Source organism: Rhizobium tropici CIAT 899, assembly GCF_000330885.1.
Taxonomy (GTDB): Bacteria; Pseudomonadota; Alphaproteobacteria; order Rhizobiales; family Rhizobiaceae; genus Rhizobium; species Rhizobium tropici.
Map to the genome: position 1 here is coordinate 49424 of NC_020060.1, position 24786 is coordinate 74209.

Below are 24786 nucleotides of genomic sequence, written 5' to 3' on the forward strand. Positions count from 1 at the left end.
CGAGCAAAGATATGAGTCGGTGTTTTATGCCAGATTAAGCGTTGTGTAGTCGGTGTAGCCCTCATGGCCAGGGGTGTACAACGTCGCCATGTCCAAGGGGTTGAGAGGCGCCCCTGTCTGCATGCGCGCCACCAGATCCGGGTTGGCGATGAAGGGGCGGCCAACAGCAATCAAATCCGCCTGACCTTCCTTAAGTGCACGCTCGGCGCTTTCCTGGTCGAAGCCACCGGCCAGGATCAATAGGCCCTTGAACGCGCTGCGCAGGTGTAACTTCAGCTCGGCAGGCACTGGAGGGGCACCCAAGGCAGAATGGTCCAGAAGGTGGACGTAAAGAATGCCGAGCTGCGACAGTTCCTTGACGAGCGCCAGATACTGGGCTTCGACATCGGGGTAGCCGCCCGTGCCGTTCAACACGCCGAACGGTGACAGGCGAATCCCAACACGGTCTGCGCCAATGGCGGCAACAGTGGCGCGAACCACTTCCAGCGCAAAACGGTTACGGCCATGCAGACCGTCCCCATACCCATCGGTACGCCGGTTGACGCTGGCGTTCAGGAACTGCTCAATCAAATAGCCATTGGCCGCGTGCAGCTCGACACCATCGAAACCCGCCTCGATAGCCAGTTGCGCCGACCGAGCGTACTCCACTACCGCGTGGGCGATGTCCTCCGTGGTCATGGCGCGCGGCGCGCTGTGCGGCTGCATGCCCGACGAGTCGGTGTGGATCTCGCCGGGGCAAATGTCCGCAGTCGGTCCCAGAACTTCAGCACCCGACAGCAGGTTGTCCGCATGAGCCACGCGACCGGTATGCATCAGCTGCACAAAGATCTTGCCGCCCTGTGCGTGGACAGCCTGCGTCACTTGCTTCCAACCCTGCACATGGGCTTGGTTGAAGAGGCCCGGAATGCGTGGATAGCCCAGCCCATTGGGTGAGGGCGAGGTGCCCTCGGTGACGATCAGGCCGGCTGTGGCCCGTTGGCTGTAGTATTCGGCAATCAGGGCGTTCGGTGTGTTGTGTTCCACGGCGCGGTGTCGCGTCATAGGCGCCATCACGATGTGATTGCGCAACTGTAGGGAGGGATTAACGAAGGGTGTAAAGAGCATGTCGGGCTTTCTGTCGATGCGGGATTCATACGTCATTTCACTGGGCCTGGGGAAGGTAGGCCGGGCGCGGGGCCGTCAAGCCTCGCCGAACCTGTTCGGTGAACGCGTCAGCCAGCACCTCGTCGGCGCCGTCAGCCAGACCGTCGAGTGCGCGCTGAACGATCTCTTCGGGGCTGGTCTTCGGAATCTCGAAGCCGCGCGTGAGGTCGGTATCGACGCCGGCCATGTGCAGGCCCAGAACCTGGGTCTTCTGGCTGGCCAACTCGTGGCGCAAGGCATTGGTCAAAGACCATGCCGCTGACTTGCTCGCCGAATAGGCAGCCAGCTCCGCGCCGTTAATCCACGAGGCCACCGACAGCACATTGATCAATGCGCCACCGCCGTTGCTATTGAGCACGGGTGCAAAGGCCTTGCTCACGTTCAGCACGCCGAAGAAGTTGGTCTCGAAGATGCGTCGGGCCACCTCTTCGCTGTCATCGGCGAGAAAGCCACCCACCTGGGCTATCCCGGCGTTGTTGATCACCAGGTTCACGTCGGTGGCCACCCGTGCTGCAGCCGCGATCTCTTCAGGCTTGGTGACATCAAGCCGCAAGGCATGCACGCCCGGCAGCGTCACAGTGGCAGGGTCCCGTGCGGCGGCGTAGACCTTGCGGGCGCCACGTGCGAGAAGCTCGCGGGCAAATGCGAGGCCGATGCCACGGTTGGCACCGGTGACGAGGACGACAGAGTTTTCAATGTTCATGGAAGGCTCCAGTTGATTGGTTCAGTTTTCAAGTGAATTAGTCATGTTTCGGAGGGTGCTGCGTCGTTCTGTGGGACGTCATCGCATCTTGATCACCACCTTGCCTTTGGCCCGGCCGCTTTCGACATAAGCCAGGGCTTCGTTGGTGGATTCGAAGGGGAAGACCTTGTCGACCACCGGGCGGATGGCGCCTGCCTCGATGAGCGATGCGATCCGACGAAGCTGGCTTCCGTTGCCCTTCATGAACAGAAAGGTGTAGCTGACCCCGAGGCGACGTGCTTTGCGGCGAACGCTGAAACTTAGCGCTCTGAAGATCTGTCTCACTGGCCACGACGCTTTGATATTCTTGCCAAACTGCAGGTCCGGTGGCGCGGTGATGGACACGACGTGACCGCCAGGCTTGAGCACGCCCATGGACGTCTTCAATGTCTTTTCATCCTGACTGTTCAGCACCACGTCGTAGTCGCGCAGCTGATCTTCAAAGGCGTCTTTGCGGTAATCGATCACGACATCCGCGCCCAGGCTTTTCACCAGCGCCTCGTTGCCGGCGCTGGTGGTGGTGGCCACGGTGGCGCCCAGGTGCTTGGCCAACTGGATCGCAAATGTTCCGACGCCGCCGGAACCCGCCTGGATGAATACCTTCTGCCCCTTCTGAAGCTTTGCTTTCTCGACCAGCGCCTGCCATGCCGTCAAACCGACCAGGGGGATCGAGGCGGCCTCCTCCATGGTGATGTTCTTAGGCTTGAGCGCCACGGTATCCTCATTGACCGCAACGAGCTCTGCAAAGGTTCCGATGCGCAGGTCACGGGGCCTCGCGTAAACCTCGTCGCCCACCTTGAATTGACGAGCGCGGGCACCGACACGAACCACCACACCGGCCACGTCGTGCCCGAGGATGAAGGGGGTGCGGTAAGGCAGGATGAGCTTGAACTCGCCGTTGCGCACTTTGGCGTCGATGAGATTGACGGCTGACGCGTAGACCTCGATCAACACCTCGTCGGCCATTAGTTCCGGTTCTGGCACGTCAACAGCCCGCAAAGGCTCCCGCTTGCCGTAACGATCCACGATGAAAGCTTTCATAGATTTTCCTCAGTAGTGCCAGATTCAGGACCACAACCAGTGGCAGTTGACGGGTCTTTTGATATGATGGTCGTCATATGTAATGTCAAAAAAAATGAGGCGGCCAATCAAGACCCTGAGGAGTCAAGACGCTTCAATGCCGCACTGCACAAAGATTCCGACAGGGCGGCGTCATCGACCGCGCGAGCCAAGATTAGCGTGCCCACCATGGTAGCGACCGTCACCAAAGCGCGCTCATGGGCGTCTGGCTGCCCCCAGTCCGGTAGCTGGCGCGCGACCTGATCGATCATTTCCTTGATACCGCGCGTGGTCACCCGGCGCACCTCAGGCGCTTGACGGTGCATCTCGGAACCAAGTGCGGCCACGGGGCATCCCGTCTCAATGCTCATGAGATGCTCCTTGGAGAGGTAGGCCTGTACCAATGCCTGGAAAGCTCCTTTTGAACACGCTGAGGAGAGGGCAAGGGCGCCAGCAGCGTTTGACTCGGCGCCAGCTTGCTCTGCCGCCTTGGCCAGCATGGCCTCTCGCGAGTCGAAGTGGGCGTAGAACGCACCATGCGTCAAGCCAGCCTCTTTCATGATGTCTGCCACACCCGTACCGTCAAAGCCACTGCGGCGGATGGCGCGTGCCGCAGCCTGTACGATCCGTTTGTGGGAAGCCTCCTTTGCGGCGGCTCGGGAATTGATTGTTGAGTTTCGCATGATGATCATCATATAACACGTAAATCGATGACGCAAGTGCGGAGACGTTGATCGTTCAAATTTGCGGGAGAGGTTTCCCTGCGGGCACGAAGCCGAAAGAAAAAAGGTCAGCGGTATATCGGTGCCTTTGCCAAAGCACCAAAGGTCATGTCGTATTTCATACGGTGTCGCCTGCTTCTTATGCGGGTCACGTGCCGTCAGCCAACGCATCTTCCACGTGGCCGTATGGACCCCCACTATCTCCCTAAGGTCACCGTCACTCAACAACCTTCAGCCCGAGCGCACGGCGAGATAGATACATGGTGCCGCTGTATCGAGGGGGGCATTACGTCGTCGGTTCAAGGACCAGCGCCCAGTTAATCGTAAACTGCGCGAGCAATCCGAAGAAGATCCTGACGCGGCGCTGCAGCAGACGGGACCCGCTCTCGGTAAGGTACATTAGCTTCGCTGCTGGGCTCTTTAACTACGGAAAAAGAAATCCACCCGTTGGTCTTGGCGGGACTCTAATGTTTTCGATCTGGCGGAATTGAACGCGGTTGGTGACATAAGTCGTCGAGAGAGTTCGCCTCTTACCTATTGGCCGTTGGTTCGATACCCATCAAGGCGGCTGAGCATTTCCGGCATGACGGATAGAAGTCGTTCGTAAAGGCACGAAGGGAGCCTATGCGGTAGCAGAGTCGTCGGCATGAACCATCGACAACTGAGCTGTAGACAACGGTGCCAATCTATCGCGATGTCATGTCTCGTGAAGACATCGACGATCGACAGGCTGGTCGCCCCAAGGTAGGACAGAGACGTCGAAGCTTCGACCAATGACAGAGTAAGAAATGAGCAACGCCACGCGCAGTGCAGCTATCCCTCCACGAACAATTCAGCCACCGCAGTCCATTAGCGCCGAAGCGCAAGCGGCACTGTCTCGCCTCGTGGACGAGGACGGCAGTCCTATCAATGCGCGCTATGGAATGCCGTCTCCAGAGGATGTTTCGGGCTGGATGGCGATGAAAGCCGCGGCAGATGCGCATTACGCCGCAGCGATCAAAGGGATGGCTGGCAGTCTACAGTCCACCGCGGAGACAATTACAATCGATGGCGCGACAATCCATGTCGCGACGCCACACGGGGCATTTGATGCAGGCGGCGCACTCATCGACCTGCACGGAGGCGGGTTGGTGTTCGGCGGCGGAGAAGCCTGTCGCGTGAGTGCGCTTTGCCAAGCGCAACAGCACGCGGTTCGATGCTACGGCGTCGATTACCGGATGCCGCCTGAGCATCCGTACCCGGCCGCGCTTGATGACTGCTTGGCCACGTATCGCCATGTCTTGAACGCCCACGCCCCCGAAAAGGTAATCATCCTGGGTAGATCGGCAGGCGGCAATCTCGCGTCTGCCATGCTGTTGCGGGCGAGGGATCAAGGCTTGCCAATGCCCGGCAGATTGGTCTTGCTTTCACCCCAGGTCGACCTCACCGAATCCGGCGACAGCTTCCAAACCAACCAGATGGTCGACCTCGTTCTGCCTCGCCCCCTCAGATCGAACAACCTGCTTTACGCTGGTGGTGCCAATCTTTCCGATCCCTATCTATCGCCACTTTTTGGCGACTTGCGTGGTTTCCCGCCGACGTTTCTGCAGACCGGCACCCGTGATCTGTTTCTATCGAACACGGTGAGAATGCATCGAGCCTTGCGAAAGGCTGGCGTGGAAACAGAATTGCACGTTTTCGAGGCCATGCCGCATGGCGGCTTCATGGGCGGGACACCTGAAGACCAGGAACTTGAATCAGAGATCCGTCAGTTTGTCGGCCGTGGACGATGACGGTCGCGCCCTCCTTCGCAAGGCCTCTGGCGACGCCCTCGCCAATACCCCTGCTGCTTCCCGTTACGAGCGCAATCTTGCCACCGAGCTGTAAGTCCATGATATTCGATCCCTATTCTCGCATCCGCAGGTATGAGGTTCGGTAATGCATCAGGCAATTTCGGACTTTAAAGTGCCTGTCGAGGACAGGGCGACATGCCTCGGAGCCGATGGATCTGTCGCCCATGTGAGTTGAGTTCTGCGAATTCTTTTCAGATTGTTGGCTGAGCCCTCGCTGCGAGCGCGCAATTTATGCTCGATATACCGGACATATCCCAGAAGATGCTAAAGCAGCATCTCAGGGAACTGGAGAGTGACGGCCTCGTACACCGACGCGACTACCAAGAGCAGCCTACTCGCGTCGAATACTCCCTAAGTGCTGCGGGGCGTGGGCTCATGCCGCTTATCATGGCCGTTAGGGACTTCTCTCGGGACTATCCCGAGGATCCCTCCGTCGGCTGATTAGTGGGATGACCTGCTCTTTCGTTAAATAATTTCGAGAACACGGCTTGAATTATGAACCGAATGGTTCCATATCGCAATCATGGTTAAACGCACTAATACATCCCCGACGGTAGGTCGCCCTCGCGAATTCGAACTCGATGATGCAGTTCGCAAAGCGATGGACGTCTTTTGGGACCGTGGATATCACGATGCGTCCCTTCCGGACCTGCTTGAAGGTATGGAACTGTCCAGAGGCAGCTTTTACAAAGCTTTCGTCGACAAGCGGGGCATCTATCTTCGTGCTCTTGACGCCTATATCGAGGATGCCGTTCGCACGGTCGGTGAAACGCTGCATTCCAACCCATCGCCCAAGGCCGCAATTCGTGAAGCATTTTTGCAGCAGTTGGATCAATCATCTGGCACGGAGGGACTGCGTGGGTGCTTTGTTGTCTTGACGGCTGTGGAAATGCTTCCAGAGGACAAAGAGGTCGCGCCTCGTATCTCCCGCCTGTTTCGGCGACTGCAAGATCTATACGCCGCGGCGATCATAAGAGCTCAAGCCTTGGGCGAAATTGATCCGGGGCTCGACGAACGTGCACTTGCCAGATTCCTCGTATGCCAGATCCACGGCATGCGGGTTCTGGGCAAGGCTGTCGCGGATCGCGAGGAGACCAGGGCCATGATCGATATTGCGCTGAAGGCGCTCGGCTGACTTTAATTAGGAACCAAAAGGTTCCAAATACCGTACCATTGCAAACCGTCGGCTGGTTCTTCGGTCGAGGTGGAGACACACATGAAACACGTTAGCGACGCCAATGCGACACCTGATCCACGCCGATGGATGGCATTGGTCATCCTTTTGACCGGGGCGTTTTTGCCGCCTCTCGATTTCTTTATCGTCAACGTGGCGCTACCCTCGATCCGGGAAGACTTCCGGGCCTCAGCATCGACGATGCAACTGATTATCTCAGGTTACGCCGCCACCTATGCTGTCATGCTGATCACAGGTGGCAGGCTTGGAGACCTCTATGGTCGACGCAACGTCTTTATGGCTGGCATGGTCGGGTTTGCGGTCGCATCTGCCTTATGCGGGTTTGCCTGGTCTCCATTGGCGCTGATCGTCGGCCGCGTCCTTCAAGGATTTGCCGCGGCAATAATGGCGCCGCAGGCTTTGGCGTCCATCAATGCAATTTTCCCCGACCACGAAAAATCGAAGGCGCTAAGCTTTTACGCTCTGACCTTCGGGCTGGCATCAATGGCTGGTCTGTTCCTTGGCGGGGCGCTGATTGCCCTGAATATCCTCGGCCTTGGATGGAGAGCCATATTCCTCATAAACCTTCCGATTATCGCGATCGCCGCGCCGTCCGCCTTCATCATGTTGCAGGAAACCCGATCGGAGCAACCGAGCAAACTGGATCTTGGCGGAGCTTTGCTGATCGCGCTTGCGCTTCTTGCACTCGTCGCGCCGCTGATTGAGGGTAGGGAGCAGGGGTGGCCGATCTGGTCGATCGTGACGCTTGCCGCCTCCCTGCCGATTTTCCTCCTGTTCTGGCGGCATGAGAAATACATGGAGTTGGCAGGGAGAGATCCGATTCTTGCGCCAAGCCTGCTTCAGAACCGGGGACTGATGCATGGGCTGCTGGCCGCCTTGTTCTTCTACGCTCTTGCCGCCTTCTGGCTGATATTCTCGGTCTATCAGCAGGGTGGTCTTGGTCGGACGCCTTTCAAGGCGGGACTTGCTATCCTTCCCGCTGCAGTCGGCTTTGTCCTTGGCCCTTTTGCAAGTGAGCGCGTTCTTAGGGTCTTCGGAAGATTTTCCGCTGGCATCGGCATGGTGCTGCAAGCCGTAGGATTGTTCGGAACAGCGGCCTTGATCTCGAATGGCCTTCCGCAACTCCTTTTTGTTGCGCTCTTTCTCATTGGGGCAGGGCAGGGGATCGCCCTTCCAAACCTTGTGAAGAGCATCGTGCAGCGGGTGGACAGGTCGCAGTCGGGATTGGCCTCCGGCCTGGTCAATTCAATGCTTCAGATTGGTGGAGCGTTCGCGGCCGCCATCATCGGTGGATTGTTTTTCTCGATATTGGGGTCCGCCACCGACATTCAATCCATTGGCCGAGCCTACAGCGTTGCAGCAACCACGATTGCAATCTGTCTTCTCGTTGCGGGATGGCTTTCCGTCAGCCTGGCATCAACCAAACCGTCACGCCCATGAGCGAGACCCACGCATGGTCTCGTTGGTGGCTCGTCCAGTGACGGCGTGAACCTTCAAAGTAAAATAGAAACAATTTGAGGTATTCCTCCATGAACAAGATCTTTACGCCACCTCTCGCGGGCAAGCGCGCGCTGGTTACCGGTGGGGCACGCGGTATCGGTGCGGCCATCGCATTAAAACTTGCCGAGGATGGTGCCGACATTGCGATCACCTATGAGAAGTCAGCCGAGAAAGCGGAGGCTCTCGTTGCCGAGATCCGCGCTATGGGCCGCAAAGCGATCGCCATTCGGGCCGACGCTGCGAGGACAGAAGCCGCGAGAGCCACTGTCGAGCAGACCATCGCTGAACTCGGCGGCCTCGACATACTCATCAATAATGCGGGCGTCCTTTTCGCGAGCGACTTCTCCACACAGCCGCTCGAGGAGATTGATTTGCAGCTGAACATCAATGTTCGCGGCGTCCTTCTGGTCACTCAAGAGGCGCTGAAACACATCCCGAATGGCGGTCGCATCATCAGTATCGGCAGCAATGCGGGTCTGGCTGTGCCGTTTGTAGGGATCGCGGTCTATGCAGCAACCAAGTCTGCGCTGGAAAGCTTCACTCGCGGCCTCGCGCGTGAGTTGGGATCTCGGGAGATCACGGTCAATCTGGTTCGACCAGGCCCGATCGACACCGACATGAACCCTGCCGATGGCGCTCTGGCACCTGCTATTCTGCCAAACCTTTCGATTGTTCGATACGGTAAAGCCAGGGAGGTCGCAGAGGCCGTCGCTTTTCTCGCCGCGCCCGGTGCAGGTTATATTACCGGATGGGCATTCTCGTCGACGGTGGCATTAGCGCTTGAGCATGTTGGTGCCGCACCTGGTGCCATAAGTGCGTCTGGTTTCTGCTCAATCTTCGACTTAGTAGAACAGATGAAAACACTCTAAAATGGAAAACGCATTTGAAGACGATCGGCATACTCGGCGGGATGTCCGCGGCCTCGACCCAGATCTATTACCGTGAACTATGCAGGCTTACCCGCGAGAACCTGGGAGGACTGCATTCTCCTGAGCTTCTCATACGATCTGTCGACTTCGACGAGATCGAAAAGTTGCAGGCATCCTCCGATTGGAATGTCGCGGCAAATATCCTGAATGAAAAAGCCATTGCCCTGGAACGCGGAGGCGCCGATCTCCTCATCATGGCGACGAATACCATGCATAAAGTAGCGGACACGATATTAGATGGAGTGTCGATACCATTCATACACATCGCGGACGCAACTGCGACAGCTATCCTTAATAGCGGTTTCCGTAGGCCGGGGCTGATGGCGACCGCCTTCACCATGGAACAGAACTTCTACACTGCCCGCTTGTCCGCTCTAGGACTGTTGCCAACAATTCCCGAGGCCGGCGATCGAGCGGAAACCCATCGCATCATCTATGACGAACTGTGTCGCGATGTTGTTCGCGAGGAAAGTCGCTTGACCTATGAACTGATTGCGCGGCGGCTGATTGATCGAGGCTGCGACTGCCTTATCCTTGGTTGTACGGAGGTGGGCATGCTGCTGAACCAGGATAATGTGGGCGTTCAAGTCTTCGATACGACCCTGGTTCATTGCAAAGCCGCCCTTCGAGCTGCTCTGCAATGACTCGCTGCCCATCCTGATTGTGCGACCGGCTTACGAGAACGCGCCGGAGCTTTGGTCAAACCTGGCGCGGTTCGGCGTCTTCCGCCACCGCGCTATGCACGGTGCTCGTTTCGCGTTGTTGGGCCGGCCGCTCAATGGTAAGGACCGAAAGCGCGATTGCCGACGGCGATGCTCTCTTCAATTCGATCCGACAAGCACGGCAGGAAGATATAGTCGGCATGCGCGGTCGGAGCGACCTTCAGCAGGGAAAGCAAGCCGTGGTACGCCATCACAATTTCGACGACGAAGAAATTAAGAGCTTTTGTTATTGACATTCTACCTACTAGAAGGTAGCTCATCGTTATGAGCAATCTTTCAACCACCTCCGACGATATCCTGGCTTCCGCCCGAAACCTGATCATGAGTGGAGGCTACAATGGCTTCAGCTATGCCGACATCTCGAAAGTGGTCGGAATCCGGAAGGCCAGTATCCACCACCATTTCCCCAGTAAGGTCGATCTGGTGCGTGAGCTGGTCAAGCGCTATCGTGAAGACGGCCAGGCGAGTGTGGCCGCCCTTGAGCAGAACGTTCCAGATGCACTGGACATTCTCAAGGTCTATGCAAACCACTGGGCCAAATGCATCGAGGATGCGAGCAGACCGTATTGCGTGTGCGCTCTGCTTGCCAGTGAACTGCCATCCCTTCCGCCGGAAGTCGCAACCGAGGTGACGAATTTCTTTCGCTTCATTTCATCGTGGCTGGCTTCGATGATGGAACGTGGGTCCAGGCAAGGCGCTCTGAACCTTTCCAGCGAGCCGCATGTTGAAGCGGAGGCATTTCTGGCGACGGTGTACGGGGCGATGCTCTCCGCGAGAGCCTATGGGAAGCCGGAGGTGTTCGGAACGATAATGACACCAGCTCTTAACCGACTGACTCCAATCGTCGCTCACTAATCCTGCGGTGGCTAGTGCTACTCAGGTAAATTCGCATCACGCGAAACTACCAACTAGTAGGAAGAGTGGTGACAGTTCATGAGCAAACGCAAAGTTCAGAAAGTAATGCCGATTTCAGCGACCGCGTCTTCCCGACAGGTTGAGATCAGCCAAACCAATTCGATCCTCTCCGATCCTGATGGCCGATGGGTCGCTAAGCGGCAAAGGGCGATCAACGAGGCATTCGAGGAACGCATGCGCTTGGAGAGCAAGGAGGCCGGTGGGTCAAAGATTCGGTCTCTCGACGCCTCACAGGACATTGAGATTTCCGACGAGCCGGTTGGGAAACTCTCCGGCGAAAGCGATCGGATCGGCCGAAATGAGTGGGACGAGAACACCCCATTCGGCAAGCATGTGGGCTTCTTGTGACAGAACCCGCGTGAACAATTTCATCAATCCAGAAAGTGGAAGAAAACAATGTCGAACAATCAGACCTCCCGTGTTGCGAGCGGCAACGACCAATGGCTAAAGCAGTATTATTTTACCCGAGCGGTGTTCTCGGTGCTCTGGGTAGCGGCTGCATTCACTCTCGGACAGCATTCGTTTGCGGTGGCTGCCACTCTTCTGGTCATCTATCCGGCTTGGGATGCCGTCGCCAACGTCGTTGACGCTAGCAGGAGCGGTGGCTTTGCCGTCAACCGGAGCCAGGCGATCAACGTCATGGCGAGCTCGGTTATGACGATTGTCGTGATTTTGGCGCTGACAATGAGCATGAACTGGGTTCTCGGAGCCTTCGGTCTATGGGCGATTTTCTCAGGGGTGCTGCAGCTAGGGACTGCCGTCCGGCGTTGGAAAACGAGCGGCGGTCAATGGGTAATGGTTTTGAGCGGCGGCCAATCGGCCGTGGCGGGCGCGCTCTTTATCTTTCAAGCGCAAATGCCGCAAGAGCCTTCTATCTCCACAGTCGCCGGATACGCGGGCGTCGGGGCATTTTATTTTCTGGTTTCGGCAATTTGGCTGAGTATAGCCCTTTCGCGTCGCAGTATGCGCGGAGCAGAGCTTTGAGGTGCCGGCGCCCCGTAAAGCATGAGTATGAAGCTGCCCTTTTTTGAAAGTCGGTGCCATTGAGAGCGCAGCTTTGCCCTTGTCCCGTTTCTTCACGCCCACATGGTGCGTGTGAAAGCAGTTTGGAAGATAATTAGATGAATACCCAGAATACGTCAGAGCAACTTGCGTCCTATCGAAAGACCATCGACAACCTGGACTCGGCTCTCCTCCATATATTGGCCGAACGCTTTCGTTGTACCGAGCAAGTCGGCAACTTAAAAGCGGAGCAGGCTATGCCAGCAACCGATAGTGAGCGGGAGCGACGCCAAATGGATCGGCTGAGGAATATTGCCAACGAGCTCGGCCTTGATCAACAATTCGTCGACAGCCTTATGAAGCTCATCGTCGGTACCGTGGTGAAGCGGCACAAGGAGATTGCGGCCCAAAGATAGACATCTCGGAGATTTTCCGCAGGCATGATGAGCTCGGTTCGCTCATCATGCGGCCGCGTTCACGAGATGATTTGAAACGGTCGAAATGAACGCGCGAAGCCGCTGAAGACGTCGCAGGTCCCGGTGATATCCCATCCAGATGTCTCGGGCCGGCGGCGGCGTCGGCAGTTCCAGTCTGCGGATACCCGCGATCTGACTGCCGACCACGCGGGGAAGGACGGCGATCCCGACGCCCTGCCGACACATGCGCCCCTGGACGTTGCGGTTGTTTGATCGCAGGACGGGCCTCGCATTGGGGAAACTCTCGATGAGCCAAGCGATATCGGGAAACTGCCCGGTCGACGTATCGTGGGTGATCAGCCGGAAACCAGTCCCGTCGCCATATTTGGGATCAGGCGACTCCTCGGCGATGTAGGCGCCGTATTCGAGCCTGAAGAGCCGCCGCTGAACGACATCGGCAGTGTTGAAGGGAACGATACGAAAAGCGACGTCGGCCTCCCGCTGAGCGAGGTTGAACAGGCGCGTACCGGTCAGGATCTCGACGTCGACATTGGGGTAGGCGTTCGAAAAATCTGCTAGAACTGGAGGCAGTACATAGGCTCCGAACCAGTCTGCTGACGAAATCCTCAGACTGCCTTTGAGATCCTGCTCCTGCCCCGCAAGCCGGCGCTGCATGGCCAGCGCGCCCTCTTCCATTTGTTCCGCCAGCGCGATGATTCCATGGCCCTCTTCTGTCAGGACAAGACCGTCCGCAGTCCGCTGGAAGAGCGTGTGACCGATCGCCTGCTCAAGTGCGCGCAGGCGCCTGCCGACGGTCGGATGGCTTGTCTGAAGAGAACGTGCGGCGCCGCCGAGCGTGCCGGATCGCGCGACAGCAAGAAAGATTCTGACGTCACTCCATTCCATCGTCACCCCCGAACAAAACTGAACGCCGAGAATACAGTTCTGTCACTTAAAGAACAAATCTAAACACCTAGATTTTTGTCATCGCCTCCTGCAGCTTCGACGACTTTCATAAGGTCGCTCGGCTGAAGGAGACGCGCCATTGGCGTCGTCTGAAAACAACTCGGAGAAAAACTCATGAAAACTTGGCTCATCACGGGCTGCTCAAGCGGCTTCGGCCAGCGGCTCGCGCTCGCTGCGGCACATCGCGGCGATCAGGTCATCGCGACTGCCCGTAATGGCAAAACGATCGAAGAAATGGCTGAACCCTTCGGCGGTCGTATGATCACCTTGCCGCTCGACGTGACGGATGCGGCCGCAGCCAAGGCCGCGGTCGAAAAGGCGGTGGAGACATTCGGCGGCTTTGATGTACTCGTAAACAATGCCGGCTACGGACTGTTTGGTGCGATCGAGGAAGGCACCCCGGAAGAATATCGGCCTATGTTCGAGGTCAACGTCTTCGGGCTGATCGAAACCACAAGAGCAGCCCTGCCGATCCTGCGACGTTCTGGCGGAACGATCGTCAACATGTCGTCTGGCGCAGGCATCGCGGGCAGCGGCGGCGCTGGATATTACAATGCCGCCAAGTTCGCCGTGGAAGGGATTTCCGAAGCGCTCGCCGGCGAACTGAAGCCGTTCGGCATCCGCGTGCTGATCGTCGAGCCTGGGCCGTTCCGCACCGATTTCCTTGGCCGTTCAATCACCATGGCGGCCAACGAGATGCCGGAATATGCCGCGAGCTCGCGCAAGGACTATCGCGAAACCAACAACGGCCATCAGGCGGGCGATCCCGATAAGGCGATCGCGGTGATCCTGCGGGCAGTCGATGCGGATGATGTCCCGCTTCATCTGCCGCTCGGCCCGATTGCGCATTCGATCGCCGAGCGAAAGCTGGCTTCCTTTCGCCGCGATATCGACGCCTGGCGCGACATCACGATCGCCACCGATTTCGACCAGCCATGAGCGCTGGCCGTAACCTCAGCTTTGAACTTTAACATCGACTGGAAAAGTCATCATGATCGCAACTTTGAAAGGGTTTACCCAGCAGCTGGTGCCGGTGAATGGCATCAAGATCAACGCCGTCACGGGCGGCTCCGGCCCGCCGATCCTTCTGCTTCACGGTTGGCCGGAAACATGGTGGGAATGGCACCATGTAATGCCACTGCTGGCGGAGCATTTCAGCGTGGTGGCCATTGATCTGCGTGGGGCGGGCTTTTCCGACTGCCCGCTTGACGGCTATGACAAGGCGACGATGGCGCGAGATGCGCACGAGGTCATGGTTGTCCTTGGGCATGAACGCTACGCCGTCTGCGGCCATGACATTGGCGGAATGGTGGCATTGCCCCAGGCCGCCATTTATCGGGAGGCTGTCACCCACCTGGCAGTGCTCGACGTTCCGCTTCCCGGCTGGACGCAATGGGAGGCGACGACGGCAAGGATCTGGCACTTCAGCTTCCATATGAACCGGGATCTACCGGAACGCCTGATCCATGGCCGCGAATATGATTATGTTTCGGCCTTCATGGCAGAGCGGTTCTACGATCACAGCACCTTCAATCCGGCGGACATCGAGATCTACGCCAAGGCGATGGCTCTTCCTGGTCGCACGCGTGGTGGCATGGAATGGTACCGCACCCTGAACGCTGACGATGCGGCTGCACTCGAGTACAAAAAGCGACCGCTCGAGATACCCGTGCTCGGTCTCGGCGGAGAGCAGCGCTTCGGTCCGCATATGGTCCCGATGCTCAAGGAGTTTGCCGCCAATGTCATGGGCGGTTCGATTGCGCGGTGCAGCCATTATGTTGCCGACGAGCGGCCGGACGAAGTCGTGGCCGCTCTGATCGATTTTCTCAAGCCTAATTAAAATTCCGCAACGCCCCGTCACGGGTGGGCGGACCACGACAGCGCAGGCGGGTCGCGCCCACACCTGTCGCGTTCGATCGACTAAACGAGAAAGGAAGACTGTCATGACCGCACCTCAAATTCGCGGCGTCAATCACATCGGCATCACGGTGCCCGACATCGAAGCAGCAAAATCATTCCTGGTGGAAGCTTTCGGCGGCCAGGTGATCTACCAGTCCTTCGGACCGCAGGATCCGCCGCGGCAGGGACCCGAATTCGAGCGGGCCACGGGTGCCTTCCCCGGAACGGTCGTGCACGCGCAGGCGATGGTCAAGATTGGAACCGGGCCTGACATCGAGCTCTTTGAGATGCACGGCTCCGAACAAGCCCAGCCGGTTCGAGCGAGCGACTTCGGCATTACCCACTTCGGTGTCTACACCGACGATATCGACGCATCGGTAGAGCGCTTCGAAAAGGCCGGGGGGACGTCTCTCACCGCGCCGCGCGCTATTCCCTATGCAACCGAGAAAGGTCCTGGAAACAAGGTCTGCTACTGCCGCATGCCGTGGGGTACGACGATTGAGTTTATCACCACGCCCGACCGCATGGGCTATCGCGACCAAACTGATCTGCGCAGGTGGCAGGACGAGGAATGAGTGTGAGCTTTGAGAGCATAACGTCTCGCCGCAGCTTTCCGTCGGGATGGCTGCGGCCTCGGTGCTGGCAGGTTGCGCCTCCACCTCCGGCACCGGATCAAGACCGATTTCGCAATACAGATATGAAGGAACTACCGACCATGTCGATTTTCAACAAAGCAGCCGTTGGCCTTACGGCCGTACTTTTGTCTTCTGCTGCGGCGACAGCGCCCGCCTTAGCCGGCCCGCGAAATATCGTGCTCGTCCACGGAGCGCTCGTGGATGGCTCCGGTTGGCGCGGCGTTTATGACATCCTGACTCGGGACGGCTATAATGTCAGCATTGTCCAGCAGCCGCTGACAAGCTTGGACCAGGACGTTGCAGCCACGAAAAGTGTGCTTGATCAGCAGGACGGAGACGTCGTTCTCGTCGGTCACAGCTACGGGGGTACGATCATCACGGCGGCAGGAGATGATCCTAAGGTGAAGGCCCTTGTCTATGTCGCGGCGCTGCAGCCCGAAAAAGGCGAAAGCACTGCACAGTTGCTCCAATCGATGCCTGCGCCGACGAATGATATCAGACCAACCAAGGATGGCTTCCTGCTTATCGACCGAGAGAAGTTCGCCGCAGATTTCGGGGCAGATCTACCCAAGGATCAGGCGGAGTTCATGGCCCGGTCTCAGATGCCTGTCGCCGTCGCGGCCACCAATTCGCAGGTTCCAGTTGCGGCTTGGCACGACAAGCCTAGCTACGGAATTGTCGCGAAAAACGATATGACGATAAAGCCCGACCTAGAGCGTTGGATGTACAAGCGTGCTGGTTCAACGGTGACAGAGGTGGAGGGCAGCCACGCTATCTACATCTCACAGGCGGCTGTAGTCGCAAAGGTTATCGAGGAAGCAGTCAAGGCTACCAAATAGCTGCGGCATGCCGTCTGTAGAAGGCGCTTGTGTCGATCAACTTGCTCGCTGTGTCAGGTCTCGGAACGTGACGCAGCGATTTTGAGACAAGTGCCTTAACTCGGTAAAAAGCCTTCCTAAACACAGCTGTCTATGGCTCAACGATAAAGAGCGTCATCGGCTGAGTTACCCTTACACCTTGTGAGGTCCGTCACCGTTTGTGCCACGTGATGAACCTCTTCGACTTCAACTGCAAACACGCAGATGCATTCCGGCGGTCGACGTGAAAAGATAACTGTACCGTTGGTCATTCGTACTGGCTGACCCAGCGGCTCCTAAGATTTTCGCGACACATGTTCCAGCGCCGCTGGCAACCACACCAGAGATTGCGAGGACCACTATGGATCGAGAGATCATCATACCCGATGAGATGCGGGAGATCGTCAGCCGCGCAGGCTATGCTCCTGCGGTTAAAGTCGGAGACACAATTTACGTCGTTGGCCAAGTAGGACGGACAAAGGATCTAAAGATTATTCAGATCATGTCCCAGGACGTGGTGTAGCTTAGACGACCACGGCTCATCCCAGAGGGTCGGATGAGTATCAGCTTGCTGCTGGCAGGCTGATGAGCGGATCATCGCTCATTGTGGCGATTGTCTCAAGTGTCATGTAGCGGGATCGCTGGACGGCCCATTCATCGTTCTGTTCGAGCAGCAGCGCACCGACCAGGCGCACGATGGCGTCGTCGTTGGGGAAAATGCCGACGACCTCTGTGCGCCGCTTGATCTCACCGTTCAATCGCTCAATGGGGTTGGTCGAGTGAAGTTTGGCCCAATGCTGCTTGGGAAAGGTCATGTAGGCGAGCACGTCTTGCTCGGCACTGTCCATGAGACTGGCGAGCTTCGGTACCTTTGGCCTGATCTGGTCGGCGACGTTGCGCCACTGAGTGCTTGCGGCCTCCGGCGTGTCCTGAGCGAAGGCCGTTGCAATGAACGCGGAGACAACCCGGCGTCCGCTCTTTCCAGCATGGGCCAAGGCATTGCGCATAAAGTGCACCCTGCAGCGCTGCCAGGTGGCGGAAAGCACTTTCGATACTGCGGCCTTGATGCCCTCATGGGCATCGGAGACGACGAGCTTGACGCCGCGCAGCCCCCGCCTGATCAGCTTTCGAAGAAACTCGGTCCAGATCGCCTCGGCCTCGGACGTGCCGATCTCCATGCCGAGCACTTCGCGTCGGCCATCGGTGTTGACGCCGACGGCGATGATTACGGCGACGGAGACAATACGACCACCGCGCCGAACCTTGAGGTAGGTCGCATCGATCCACAGGTAGGGCCATTCTCCTTCGATGGGCCTGTCGAGGAAGGCCTTCACCTTCTCATCGATCTCCTCGCAGAGCCGGGACACCTGACTTTTGGAGATGCCCGACATGCCCATGGCCTTGACGAGGTCATCAACAGAGCGGGTCGAAACACCCTGGATATAAGCCTCCTGGATGACCGCCGTCAGAGCCTTCTCGGCCATGCGGCGCGGCTCCAGGAAGCTCGGGAAGTAGCTGCCGGTGCGAAGCTTGGGAATGCGCAGCTCGACGGTGCCCGCCCGTGTCTCCCAATCCCGGTCGCGATAGCCGTTACGCTGGGCCAGCCGGAAGCCATTCTTCTCGCCATAGGCCGCGCCGGTCTTCGTGCCGACCTCCAGCGCCATCAGCTTCTCGGCAGCAAAGCCGATCATCTCCCGCAGCAAATCGGCATCAGCGCTCTTCTCAACGAGTGAGCGCAGGTTCATCATGTCGTCGGTCATCGGTGGTGTCCCTCAGGTTGGCTCTAAGCAACCCGACCCTACCGGAAATCACCGATGGCTATGAAATCAAGCTACACCACTCCATGGGACACGATCATTATTCACGATCCGTCAGAACAATTCAGAGCTATGTGGGACAACTTACGGATTGTCCTGGAAGCCGCTCATTGCACGTTCGATGACATCGTGGAAATGACAAGCTATCACGTCGAAATGTCCAAGCACATGGACGTGTTCCGGACTGTTAAAAACGAGGTATTTCCGAAGGGAACCTATGCGTGGACCCGAATAGGTGTCTCCGAGCTCGCCCACCCGGGACTCCTCGCTGAGGTGAAATGTGTTGCCGTTAAGCGATAATGGAAACTATTTTGTCGCGAGCGATCCCTTTACGCTGAAGCATAAAGTTTACAACCGCTTAGAGAAGCCAAGGCGACGAACTATGGTTCGTGTCCCATCAAGAGCGTCGAGTATGGCTATTGTCGAAGAGCGCTACAGCGCGGCGCTTAAGTTTAGCTCCTTATGGTGAGGTGTTTTCGCGCGATGTCCCGGCATAACGCACGCCAATAAACGCCATCAGACTGGCGACTGCAAAAACGTTGATGCTCGACAATGTCGCGATTTGGTCGCCGGTCCATGGAAAAACGGGTTCCTTGAGCCTCCACCAGCATGCCGCAAAGCAAACGAAGATGAAACAGGTAAGGCCTCGCTGCCACCATTTCTCGACGGGATCGAACGAGACCAGTGTCAGCGCCATGCAGGGTGCAAGGAATAGGAGTGTGGCAGACGCTCTTCCGAAAACGATGGATTCGCATACGGTATCGATCGTGCCGATCAGCGGCAGCGCCAGCCGGGCACTAAACGGCGATTTTCTAGCGATCAAAGGTACCGCCAGAAAAAAGGCAATGGCGACGAGCGTTATGGCTGATGTTTCAACGCCATCGCCAACCAGCCACCAGACATAAAAAGGGTAGAACGGTTTATTGGCTATGATGACCCAGGCGATCGTGACGGTTGCTCCGGTCCTTGGATCCAGCGCCGGCCGCCTCATCCTGCTGGCCTCAGGAGATAATGACCTACCCCCCAGACATCACCGTTGTCATGGCCAAAGAGGCCCGCGGTGGCGAGGAAAAAGAGCCGCCAACGGCGCTGCCAAACCGCGCTGTCCCTCCCATAGACCTTGGCGAAGATCGGCTGGATGCGGTCGATCTCACGGTCGAAATTGGCGAGCCAGTCGAGCGCCGTTCGGCGATAATGGGTTCCCGACCAGCGCCATTCCTTTTCGACTGAAAACAGATCGGCAAAGCGACGCGGCAGATCATGTGCCGGCATGATGCCGCCGGTAAAGAAATGACGGGCAATCCAATCGGCCGGATCCTGGTGGTTGAAGCGATAGGAGCGGTCCTTGTGAGTGAAGACATGGAGGAAAAGCTTGCCGTGCGGATTGAGCCATCCGCGGACACGCTCGAGCAAGGTGCGCCAGTTGGACATATGCTCGAACATCTCGATCGAGATCACTCGATCAAAGCTTCCATCGGTCGTAAAGTCGTTCATATCTGCCGTGATGACGGTAAGATTGCCGAGATCGTGCTTCTGCGACATGGCGAGAATGTATTCGCGCTGTGAGGTGGAATTTGAAACCGATGTAATCCGCGAATTGGGAAATTGCTTTGCAAGATAAAGGGACAGTGAACCCCAGCCGCAACCAAGCTCCAGGATACTGTTTCCATCCTCGATTTCGGCATGCTCCACGGTTTCGGCAAGTGCATAAGTCTCGGCTTCCGCCAGCGTCGTATGGGGTGCGGGATAAAGGCAGCACGAGTATTTTCGTTGAGGTCCCAGGGTTAAGCTGAAGAATTCCGCCGGGACTTCATAATGCTGTCGGTTGGCCTCATCGGTGTGTGTCGCTACCGGAAAATTTCCCATTGCTTCGACAAACAAATTTTCCGCGTCTTGCGACGTCGTCGATAGACGGTGTTTGGTGCGTGCACAGAGAAAATCTATCCCAGCCAGCGTCATGCTGTCCGTAAGCGGAGCGCGCTCTGCGGCGTTGATCGCAAATGCCAGCATATTCATCGGCTATTCTCCTTGAGAAACGAATTCGGATTTGCGTGGACCTGGGAAGAAGGCGTTCACACGCTTCCGCAGCGCGCGAAATTTATCACCGCGCGATCGCAGCATATGTTCTTCCAGTGGCGGAATTCCGGAGACATGCACCAGCAGCCAATACATCAACGCCGGTGCGAGCAGCGATAACAAGCTCGTTGGCGAGCTTGTGACGGCAAATAGCGGCAGGCAGCACCAGAACAGCCACTCGAAAAAATAGTTGGGATGGCGGGAATAACGCCACAGCCCCGTCTCGCAGACCTCACTCCTGGCTTCCGGCCTTCGACGAAATCGGGCGAGCTGTGCGTCCGAGATTGTCTCGCCGGCGAGAGCCGTGGCGGCAAGTAACACGGCAAGCCAATCCGTTACCGCCGGATAGGCCTTGTCATTGATCGCCGCGAGATAGATGGCGAATACGAGGACGAAAGCCGCAAGCGCCTGAACCTGCAGAAAGATAAAGAGCCGCGAGCTGGCACTGGCGCCCCAGTCCCTCATCAGTTTGGCATAGCGTGGATCTTCTCCGCCGCCTTTGGTGCGAACTCCAATATGCCCGGCGAGCCGCAGCGCCCAGGCTGCCACGATGATTATCACGGTCATCCGGCGCGAGAATGGGCCTTCTGCACAGCCGGCAGTGAAGATGCCGCCCAAGCCGACGGCCGCAGACCAAATGGTGTCGATCCAGCCGCTCATGCCGGTTGTACGCTGCACGATCCAGGCTCCGGCCATCGCCAGCGATATGCCGGCCGCCACGATTGCTAGAAGAAACAAATCCATCCGTCGCTCGCATTACGCTTTTGTGTCGCGATACGTTATTTACGGACGGTCCTTTGAACTGGTTTCGTGCTGCTAGAAAAAATCTCACGTCGTGCGAAACCGGCGGTCGTCTACCTCCGTATCTGTCTTGAAAGCCGAGAGCTTGTTGCGGGAGACCGGGGGTATTTGATGGGTCGCTACGATCGAAACGACGGCAGCCGTCGACTTAACATTGCAGTTATAGGAAGTGGCATTTCGGGACTGTCGGCAGCTTGGCTTCTCTCAAATCGCCATGACGTGACTGTCTTCGAAGCAAGCGATCGGCTCGGCGGCCATAGTAATACGGTGACATTCGAAAGCGCCGCGGGTCCTGTATCCGTCGATACCGGTTTCATAGTCTACAACGAGGTTACATATCCCAACTTAACGGCCTTGTTCCGCACACTCGACGTTCCAACGGCTGCATCCAATATGTCTTTTGCAGTTTCGATCAATGATGGTGCCTTCGAATATTCCGGTGGTACGGGCCTCGGTCTCTTCGCGCAGAAATCGAACATTGTCCGCCCGCGTTTCTGGTCGATGATGCGCGATCTGGTGCGCTTCTATCGCAATGCCCCGCGGGACTTGCTCGACACGGATGGCATCTCCCTTGATGACTATCTCTCATGCAACGGCTATGGTCGCGCCTTTCGCGACGACCATTTGTACCCGATGGCCGCGGCTATCTGGTCTACCCCTGCGATGGAGATCGGCGCTTATCCAGCGGCAAGTTTTGTCCGCTTCTGTAACAATCATGGCTTGCTCAATCTATGGGATCGGCCGATTTGGCGCACTGTAAGGGGCGGCAGCCGCGAATACATTGCCCGCATGACCCACGGCTTTACCGACCGCATCCGGTTATCGACGCCAGTGAAGGCGATAAGACGCGGACCACAAGGCGTAGAGCTTGAGGACAGTACCGGCGGCCATCACGCTTTCGACGATGTGGTGATCGCAACCCATGCCGACCAGGCGCTTCGAATGCTTGTGGATGCAAGCGCCGATGAAAGACGCATTCTGGGTGCCTTCCGCTATTCGCGTAACGAAGCGGTCCTGCATAGCGATGTCTCGTTCATGCCGAAACGGCGCGCTGCCTGGTCTAGCTGGAACTATATGGCTGATACGCGCGGCGGACCGAGCCAACCCTCCATCACCTATTGGATGAATAAGCTGCAGCCGCTGGGTTTAGCGCCGCCGACTTTTGTCACCCTCAATCCGCGCCGAGCGCCAAAGGAGGAAACCGTCATCTGCCGTGAGATATATGAACATCCAGTTTTCGATCTCAAGACCGATTGCGCACAGAAGGAAATCTGGTCGCTTCAAGGCATCCGCAATACCTGGTTTTGTGGCGCGCATTTCGGTTCTGGTTTCCACGAGGATGGCATCCAGGCGGGCCTTGCGGCGGCTGAGGATCTCGGTGGCTTTCGGCGGCCCTGGCAAGTCTCGCAGGAAAGTGGTCGTATCGTCCGTCAGCCGATTAGCCGGCCTGTCAAGTTGCTGCCAAGCGTGGAGGTTACCGCATGAGTGCGGAACTTCAATCTGCGCTTTTTTCCGGCCTGGTCACACATGCTCGTGTAAGGCCCAAGCAGCACAGGCTTAGCTACCGGATCTATTCTCTGCTGCTCGATCTCGATGAGCTTGACCAGATCGATCGGCGGTTCCGCCTTCTCTCCATCGATCGTTTCAACCTTTTCTCCTTCTATCGCAAGGATCGAGGCGACCGGTCTGGATCCGATCTGAGGAAACAGCTCGAGGGGAACATGCGAAGCGCCGGTATCGAGCCGGATGGCGGTCCAATACTGCTGCTGACAATGCCGCGACTGTTCGGTTGGGCTTTCAATCCGCTCAGTGTCTTCTTCTGTTATTCGAAGGATGCGTCGCTCAAAGCCATACTCTGGGAAGTGGACAATACGTTCGGTGAGCGTCACGGCTATATGATCCCGGTCGAGGCGAGCGATGCGCCTGAAATTATCCAGCAGTGCGACAAGGCTTTCTACGTCTCGCCTTTTATGGAGATGGATCTGCGGTATCAGTTTCGCGTGTCGCCACCCACCGACGTTCTTTCCATCCGTATCGAGACTTTCGATCGCGATGGGCCGGTATTGACCGCCAGGCATGTGGCGCGTCGTAGCGAGCTTACGGATCGCGCATTGCTTAAAGCGTTTTTCGCGATCCCTTTTCTGACGCTTCGTGTCGTCGGAGGCATTCATTGGGAAGCGATGAAGATCTGGCTGAAAGGTATTGGATTGCGGGCACGTCCCCATCCTCCGGAAAGCTCTGTTTCATTCGGTTGCTTATCCCCCACTGAAGTGAAAATACCCAAGTCCAAGGTTGACATTCATGAGCCATTTTGACGATTTCTCCCGCGCGTCGATGCGTCCGTCCGATAGCACCGAGGGGTTTGGTTTCGTCGACCGACTTCTCATGAGGCTGATGCGCGACGTTCGCTACGGCCACGTGAAGATTTCGTTGCCGTCAGGGCAGGTCGTCGAAAAATACGGCGTTGAGCCGGGCCCAGAGGCTATCATTAACATTAGGCGTTGGCGCTGGTTACCTCGCCTGATCCTTGCAGGAGATATCGGTTTTGCGGAGAGTTACCTCGATGAGGACTGGACAACTCCAGATTTGACCGCAGTCATCCGCTTCGCCGCCAAAAACATCGACGCGCTAGCGCCGGCTATCGAAGGCCGTGCGATGATGCGGCTCTTCAACAGGGCAAAACATCTGTTCAATGCCAATACGAAGAAAGGCAGCCGTCGTAACATCGAGGCGCATTACGATCTCGGCAACGAATTCTACAAGCAATGGCTCGACTCCACGATGCTCTATTCATCGGGAATTTTTGACACTTCTACAGATACCCTCGAAGCTGCTCAGCAAAAGAAACTTGATCATATTCTGCAAAAACTTGATCTCACTCGTGATGATAGTGTTTTGGAGATCGGCTGCGGCTGGGGTGCTCTTTCCATATTCATGGCAGCTCGTGCCAACGCCAAGGTGACCGGCATCACCTTGTCACCTTCACAGTTCGCCTGGGCAAGGGAGGCTGCCGCGAGTGCGGGAGTGCAGCAGCAGTTGAACCTGCGCCTCCAAGACTACCGCGATCTCGATGGGCAGTTCGATCGCATCGTCTCGATCGAAATGTTCGAGGCAGTAGGGGAGACCTATTGGCCGGACTATTTCTCGACGTTGAAACGTTGCTTAAGACCCGGTGGCAAGGCTGTGCTGCAGGTGATCTCGATTGATGAGAAACGTTTCGATGCCTATCGGCGCGGTTCCGATTTCATCCAGAAGTATATTTTTCCCGGCGGTTTTCTGCCCTCCGATTCAGCATTGGAGGCGGCTGTTGTAAAGGCAGGCTTCAGGCTCGCAGCAAGGGAGCATTTCGGCAAATCCTACGCACGAACACTTCTCGAGTGGCGTACCCGCTTTCATGCGCGCTGGCCGGCAATTGCCGCCCTCGGCTTTGATGAGCGGTTCCGTCGCCTTTGGCATTACTATCTGTGTTATTGCGAAGCCGGCTTTGAGGAGGGGAGCATCGACGTCGGGCTTTATACACTTGAGCACGCGTGAAGGTCGGCGGTCAAAAGGAGGTCC

Annotated in this window: 23 protein-coding genes and 6 pseudogenes; 19 read left to right on the plus strand and 10 right to left on the minus strand. The window is 57.2% G+C overall.

Going from position 1 to position 24786, the window contains the following annotated elements:
• Positions 1-24: 24 nt before the first annotated feature.
• From RTCIAT899_RS18825 to RTCIAT899_RS18840, 4 genes are all read right to left on the minus strand, one after another.
• Positions 25-1104 carry an alkene reductase gene (locus RTCIAT899_RS18825; RefSeq protein ID WP_015341824.1) on the minus strand — a complete coding sequence of 360 codons (1080 nt, stop codon included), beginning with the start codon at positions 1102-1104 and terminating at the stop codon, positions 25-27.
• A gap of 37 nt (positions 1105-1141) precedes the next feature.
• A complete protein-coding gene (locus tag RTCIAT899_RS18830) occupies positions 1142-1846 on the minus strand; it encodes an SDR family oxidoreductase (RefSeq protein ID WP_015341825.1) in 705 nt (234 codons plus the stop codon).
• A 78-nt stretch (positions 1847-1924) separates the two neighbouring features.
• Positions 1925-2926: an NADP-dependent oxidoreductase gene (locus RTCIAT899_RS18835; RefSeq protein WP_015341826.1), complete on the minus strand. Its 1002-nt coding sequence runs from the start codon at positions 2924-2926 to the stop codon at positions 1925-1927.
• Positions 2927-3033: 107 nt separating this feature from the next.
• A complete protein-coding gene (locus RTCIAT899_RS18840; RefSeq protein ID WP_015341827.1) occupies positions 3034-3639 on the minus strand; it encodes a TetR/AcrR family transcriptional regulator in 606 nt (201 codons plus the stop codon).
• 815 nt (positions 3640-4454) lie between these two features.
• On the opposite strand from RTCIAT899_RS18840, the gene RTCIAT899_RS18845 reads away from it, so the two are divergent.
• Positions 4455-5438, plus strand: a complete 984-nt coding sequence (locus RTCIAT899_RS18845) for an alpha/beta hydrolase (RefSeq protein ID WP_015341828.1) — start codon at positions 4455-4457, stop codon at positions 5436-5438.
• Here RTCIAT899_RS18845 and RTCIAT899_RS32035 read toward each other — a convergent pair.
• Positions 5422-5538 (minus strand): annotated as a pseudogene (locus tag RTCIAT899_RS32035) (SDR family NAD(P)-dependent oxidoreductase); the annotation flags it as partial. The gene RTCIAT899_RS18845 and the pseudogene RTCIAT899_RS32035 overlap by 17 nt on opposite strands.
• Before the next feature lie 45 nt (positions 5539-5583).
• Between RTCIAT899_RS32035 and RTCIAT899_RS18850 the strand changes: the two are divergent.
• The 9 genes and pseudogenes from RTCIAT899_RS18850 (at position 5584) to RTCIAT899_RS18890 (ending at position 12177) form a co-directional block, all read left to right on the plus strand.
• A pseudogene (locus tag RTCIAT899_RS18850) lies at positions 5584-5939 on the plus strand (winged helix-turn-helix transcriptional regulator).
• Between the two features lie 82 nt (positions 5940-6021).
• Positions 6022-6633: a TetR/AcrR family transcriptional regulator gene (locus tag RTCIAT899_RS18855; RefSeq protein ID WP_015341829.1), complete on the plus strand. Its 612-nt coding sequence runs from the start codon at positions 6022-6024 to the stop codon at positions 6631-6633.
• 81 nt (positions 6634-6714) lie between these two features.
• Complete coding sequence (locus RTCIAT899_RS18860) at positions 6715-8133, plus strand: MFS transporter (protein WP_015341830.1); 1419 nt, start codon at positions 6715-6717, stop codon at positions 8131-8133.
• 89 nt (positions 8134-8222) lie between these two features.
• A pseudogene (locus RTCIAT899_RS18865) lies at positions 8223-8977 on the plus strand (SDR family oxidoreductase).
• A 99-nt stretch (positions 8978-9076) separates the two neighbouring features.
• Positions 9077-9766 carry an aspartate/glutamate racemase family protein gene (locus RTCIAT899_RS18870; RefSeq protein ID WP_015341832.1) on the plus strand — a complete coding sequence of 230 codons (690 nt, stop codon included), beginning with the start codon at positions 9077-9079 and terminating at the stop codon, positions 9764-9766.
• A gap of 86 nt (positions 9767-9852) precedes the next feature.
• Positions 9853-9969 (plus strand): annotated as a pseudogene (locus RTCIAT899_RS34070) (short-chain dehydrogenase/reductase); the annotation flags it as partial.
• A gap of 139 nt (positions 9970-10108) precedes the next feature.
• Positions 10109-10699 carry a TetR/AcrR family transcriptional regulator gene (locus RTCIAT899_RS18875; protein WP_015341834.1) on the plus strand — a complete coding sequence of 197 codons (591 nt, stop codon included), beginning with the start codon at positions 10109-10111 and terminating at the stop codon, positions 10697-10699.
• A gap of 456 nt (positions 10700-11155) precedes the next feature.
• Positions 11156-11743 carry a DUF308 domain-containing protein gene (locus tag RTCIAT899_RS18885; protein ID WP_015341836.1) on the plus strand — a complete coding sequence of 196 codons (588 nt, stop codon included), beginning with the start codon at positions 11156-11158 and terminating at the stop codon, positions 11741-11743.
• A gap of 137 nt (positions 11744-11880) precedes the next feature.
• Positions 11881-12177: a chorismate mutase gene (locus RTCIAT899_RS18890; RefSeq protein ID WP_015341837.1), complete on the plus strand. Its 297-nt coding sequence runs from the start codon at positions 11881-11883 to the stop codon at positions 12175-12177.
• Positions 12178-12222: 45 nt separating this feature from the next.
• On the opposite strand, the gene RTCIAT899_RS18895 is transcribed toward RTCIAT899_RS18890, so the two are convergent.
• The gene (locus RTCIAT899_RS18895) at positions 12223-13083 is read right to left on the minus strand and encodes a LysR family transcriptional regulator (protein WP_015341838.1); all 861 of its coding nucleotides are present in this window, start codon (positions 13081-13083) and stop codon (positions 12223-12225) included.
• A 174-nt stretch (positions 13084-13257) separates the two neighbouring features.
• Between RTCIAT899_RS18895 and RTCIAT899_RS18900 the strand changes: the two genes are divergently transcribed.
• The 5 genes and pseudogenes from RTCIAT899_RS18900 to RTCIAT899_RS34075 form a co-directional block, all read left to right on the plus strand.
• Positions 13258-14082: an oxidoreductase gene (locus RTCIAT899_RS18900; protein WP_015341839.1), complete on the plus strand. Its 825-nt coding sequence runs from the start codon at positions 13258-13260 to the stop codon at positions 14080-14082.
• A gap of 52 nt (positions 14083-14134) precedes the next feature.
• Entirely contained in the window at positions 14135-14983 is an 849-nt protein-coding gene (locus RTCIAT899_RS18905; protein ID WP_015341840.1) for an alpha/beta fold hydrolase, read from the plus strand.
• Positions 14984-15086: 103 nt separating this feature from the next.
• Entirely contained in the window at positions 15087-15617 is a 531-nt protein-coding gene (locus tag RTCIAT899_RS18910) for a VOC family protein (RefSeq protein ID WP_015341841.1), read from the plus strand.
• A gap of 140 nt (positions 15618-15757) precedes the next feature.
• A complete protein-coding gene (locus tag RTCIAT899_RS18915; RefSeq protein ID WP_041678055.1) occupies positions 15758-16516 on the plus strand; it encodes an alpha/beta fold hydrolase in 759 nt (252 codons plus the stop codon).
• 379 nt (positions 16517-16895) lie between these two features.
• A pseudogene (locus RTCIAT899_RS34075) lies at positions 16896-17045 on the plus strand (RidA family protein); the annotation flags it as partial.
• Positions 17046-17097: 52 nt separating this feature from the next.
• Here the strand turns inward: RTCIAT899_RS34075 and RTCIAT899_RS18925 are convergent.
• Positions 17098-18294, minus strand: coding sequence for an IS256 family transposase (locus tag RTCIAT899_RS18925; RefSeq protein ID WP_004110519.1), 1197 nt, complete (start codon positions 18292-18294; stop codon positions 17098-17100).
• A gap of 87 nt (positions 18295-18381) precedes the next feature.
• Here RTCIAT899_RS18925 and RTCIAT899_RS18930 point away from each other — a divergent pair.
• Positions 18382-18651 (plus strand): annotated as a pseudogene (locus tag RTCIAT899_RS18930) (Rid family hydrolase); the annotation flags it as partial.
• Between the two features lie 160 nt (positions 18652-18811).
• Here RTCIAT899_RS18930 and RTCIAT899_RS18935 read toward each other — a convergent pair.
• From RTCIAT899_RS18935 to RTCIAT899_RS18945, 3 genes are read right to left on the minus strand one after another with little or no spacing between them, the layout of a single operon-like run.
• Positions 18812-19342 carry a hypothetical protein gene (locus RTCIAT899_RS18935; RefSeq protein ID WP_015341843.1) on the minus strand — a complete coding sequence of 177 codons (531 nt, stop codon included), beginning with the start codon at positions 19340-19342 and terminating at the stop codon, positions 18812-18814.
• The gene (locus RTCIAT899_RS18940) at positions 19339-20367 is read right to left on the minus strand and encodes an SAM-dependent methyltransferase (RefSeq protein WP_015341844.1); all 1029 of its coding nucleotides are present in this window, start codon (positions 20365-20367) and stop codon (positions 19339-19341) included. The genes RTCIAT899_RS18935 and RTCIAT899_RS18940 overlap by 4 nt, the downstream gene beginning before the upstream one ends.
• A gap of 3 nt (positions 20368-20370) precedes the next feature.
• The gene (locus RTCIAT899_RS18945; protein WP_015341845.1) at positions 20371-21171 is read right to left on the minus strand and encodes a DUF1295 domain-containing protein; all 801 of its coding nucleotides are present in this window, start codon (positions 21169-21171) and stop codon (positions 20371-20373) included.
• A 168-nt stretch (positions 21172-21339) separates the two neighbouring features.
• Here RTCIAT899_RS18945 and RTCIAT899_RS18950 point away from each other — a divergent pair, with 168 nt between their 5' ends.
• From RTCIAT899_RS18950 to RTCIAT899_RS18960, 3 genes are read left to right on the plus strand one after another with little or no spacing between them, the layout of a single operon-like run.
• Complete coding sequence (locus RTCIAT899_RS18950; RefSeq protein ID WP_015341846.1) at positions 21340-22713, plus strand: NAD(P)/FAD-dependent oxidoreductase; 1374 nt, start codon at positions 21340-21342, stop codon at positions 22711-22713.
• Complete coding sequence (locus RTCIAT899_RS18955) at positions 22710-23543, plus strand: DUF1365 domain-containing protein (protein WP_015341847.1); 834 nt, start codon at positions 22710-22712, stop codon at positions 23541-23543. Before RTCIAT899_RS18950 ends, RTCIAT899_RS18955 begins: the two co-directional genes overlap by 4 nt.
• On the plus strand, positions 23530-24762 hold the full coding sequence (locus tag RTCIAT899_RS18960; protein ID WP_015341848.1) for an SAM-dependent methyltransferase: 1233 nt from the start codon (positions 23530-23532) through the stop codon (positions 24760-24762). Before RTCIAT899_RS18955 ends, RTCIAT899_RS18960 begins: the two co-directional genes overlap by 14 nt.
• Positions 24763-24786 lie beyond the last annotated feature (24 nt).

What these genes read in the sequence shown, in the direction of transcription:
- RTCIAT899_RS18925 (WP_004110519.1), bottom strand. Translation starts at nt 18,294, where the DNA reads ATGACCGACGACATGATGAACCTGCGCTCACTCGTTGAGAAGAGCGCT.
- RTCIAT899_RS18950 (WP_015341846.1), top strand. Translation starts at nt 21,340, where the DNA reads ATGGGTCGCTACGATCGAAACGACGGCAGCCGTCGACTTAACATTGCA.
- RTCIAT899_RS18830 (WP_015341825.1), bottom strand. Translation starts at nt 1,846, where the DNA reads ATGAACATTGAAAACTCTGTCGTCCTCGTCACCGGTGCCAACCGTGGC.
- RTCIAT899_RS18845 (WP_015341828.1), top strand. Translation starts at nt 4,455, where the DNA reads ATGAGCAACGCCACGCGCAGTGCAGCTATCCCTCCACGAACAATTCAG.
- RTCIAT899_RS18905 (WP_015341840.1), top strand. Translation starts at nt 14,135, where the DNA reads ATGATCGCAACTTTGAAAGGGTTTACCCAGCAGCTGGTGCCGGTGAAT.
- RTCIAT899_RS18915 (WP_041678055.1), top strand. Translation starts at nt 15,758, where the DNA reads ATGTCGATTTTCAACAAAGCAGCCGTTGGCCTTACGGCCGTACTTTTG.
- RTCIAT899_RS18835 (WP_015341826.1), bottom strand. Translation starts at nt 2,926, where the DNA reads ATGAAAGCTTTCATCGTGGATCGTTACGGCAAGCGGGAGCCTTTGCGG.
- RTCIAT899_RS18900 (WP_015341839.1), top strand. Translation starts at nt 13,258, where the DNA reads ATGAAAACTTGGCTCATCACGGGCTGCTCAAGCGGCTTCGGCCAGCGG.
- RTCIAT899_RS18935 (WP_015341843.1), bottom strand. Translation starts at nt 19,342, where the DNA reads ATGAGGCGGCCGGCGCTGGATCCAAGGACCGGAGCAACCGTCACGATC.
- RTCIAT899_RS18890 (WP_015341837.1), top strand. Translation starts at nt 11,881, where the DNA reads ATGAATACCCAGAATACGTCAGAGCAACTTGCGTCCTATCGAAAGACC.
- RTCIAT899_RS18840 (WP_015341827.1), bottom strand. Translation starts at nt 3,639, where the DNA reads ATGATGATCATCATGCGAAACTCAACAATCAATTCCCGAGCCGCCGCA.
- RTCIAT899_RS18945 (WP_015341845.1), bottom strand. Translation starts at nt 21,171, where the DNA reads ATGGATTTGTTTCTTCTAGCAATCGTGGCGGCCGGCATATCGCTGGCG.
- RTCIAT899_RS18860 (WP_015341830.1), top strand. Translation starts at nt 6,715, where the DNA reads ATGAAACACGTTAGCGACGCCAATGCGACACCTGATCCACGCCGATGG.
- RTCIAT899_RS18825 (WP_015341824.1), bottom strand. Translation starts at nt 1,104, where the DNA reads ATGCTCTTTACACCCTTCGTTAATCCCTCCCTACAGTTGCGCAATCAC.
- RTCIAT899_RS18955 (WP_015341847.1), top strand. Translation starts at nt 22,710, where the DNA reads ATGAGTGCGGAACTTCAATCTGCGCTTTTTTCCGGCCTGGTCACACAT.
- RTCIAT899_RS18940 (WP_015341844.1), bottom strand. Translation starts at nt 20,367, where the DNA reads ATGAATATGCTGGCATTTGCGATCAACGCCGCAGAGCGCGCTCCGCTT.
- RTCIAT899_RS18885 (WP_015341836.1), top strand. Translation starts at nt 11,156, where the DNA reads ATGTCGAACAATCAGACCTCCCGTGTTGCGAGCGGCAACGACCAATGG.
- RTCIAT899_RS18855 (WP_015341829.1), top strand. Translation starts at nt 6,022, where the DNA reads ATGGTTAAACGCACTAATACATCCCCGACGGTAGGTCGCCCTCGCGAA.
- RTCIAT899_RS18960 (WP_015341848.1), top strand. Translation starts at nt 23,530, where the DNA reads ATGAGCCATTTTGACGATTTCTCCCGCGCGTCGATGCGTCCGTCCGAT.
- RTCIAT899_RS18910 (WP_015341841.1), top strand. Translation starts at nt 15,087, where the DNA reads ATGACCGCACCTCAAATTCGCGGCGTCAATCACATCGGCATCACGGTG.
- RTCIAT899_RS18895 (WP_015341838.1), bottom strand. Translation starts at nt 13,083, where the DNA reads ATGGAATGGAGTGACGTCAGAATCTTTCTTGCTGTCGCGCGATCCGGC.
- RTCIAT899_RS18875 (WP_015341834.1), top strand. Translation starts at nt 10,109, where the DNA reads ATGAGCAATCTTTCAACCACCTCCGACGATATCCTGGCTTCCGCCCGA.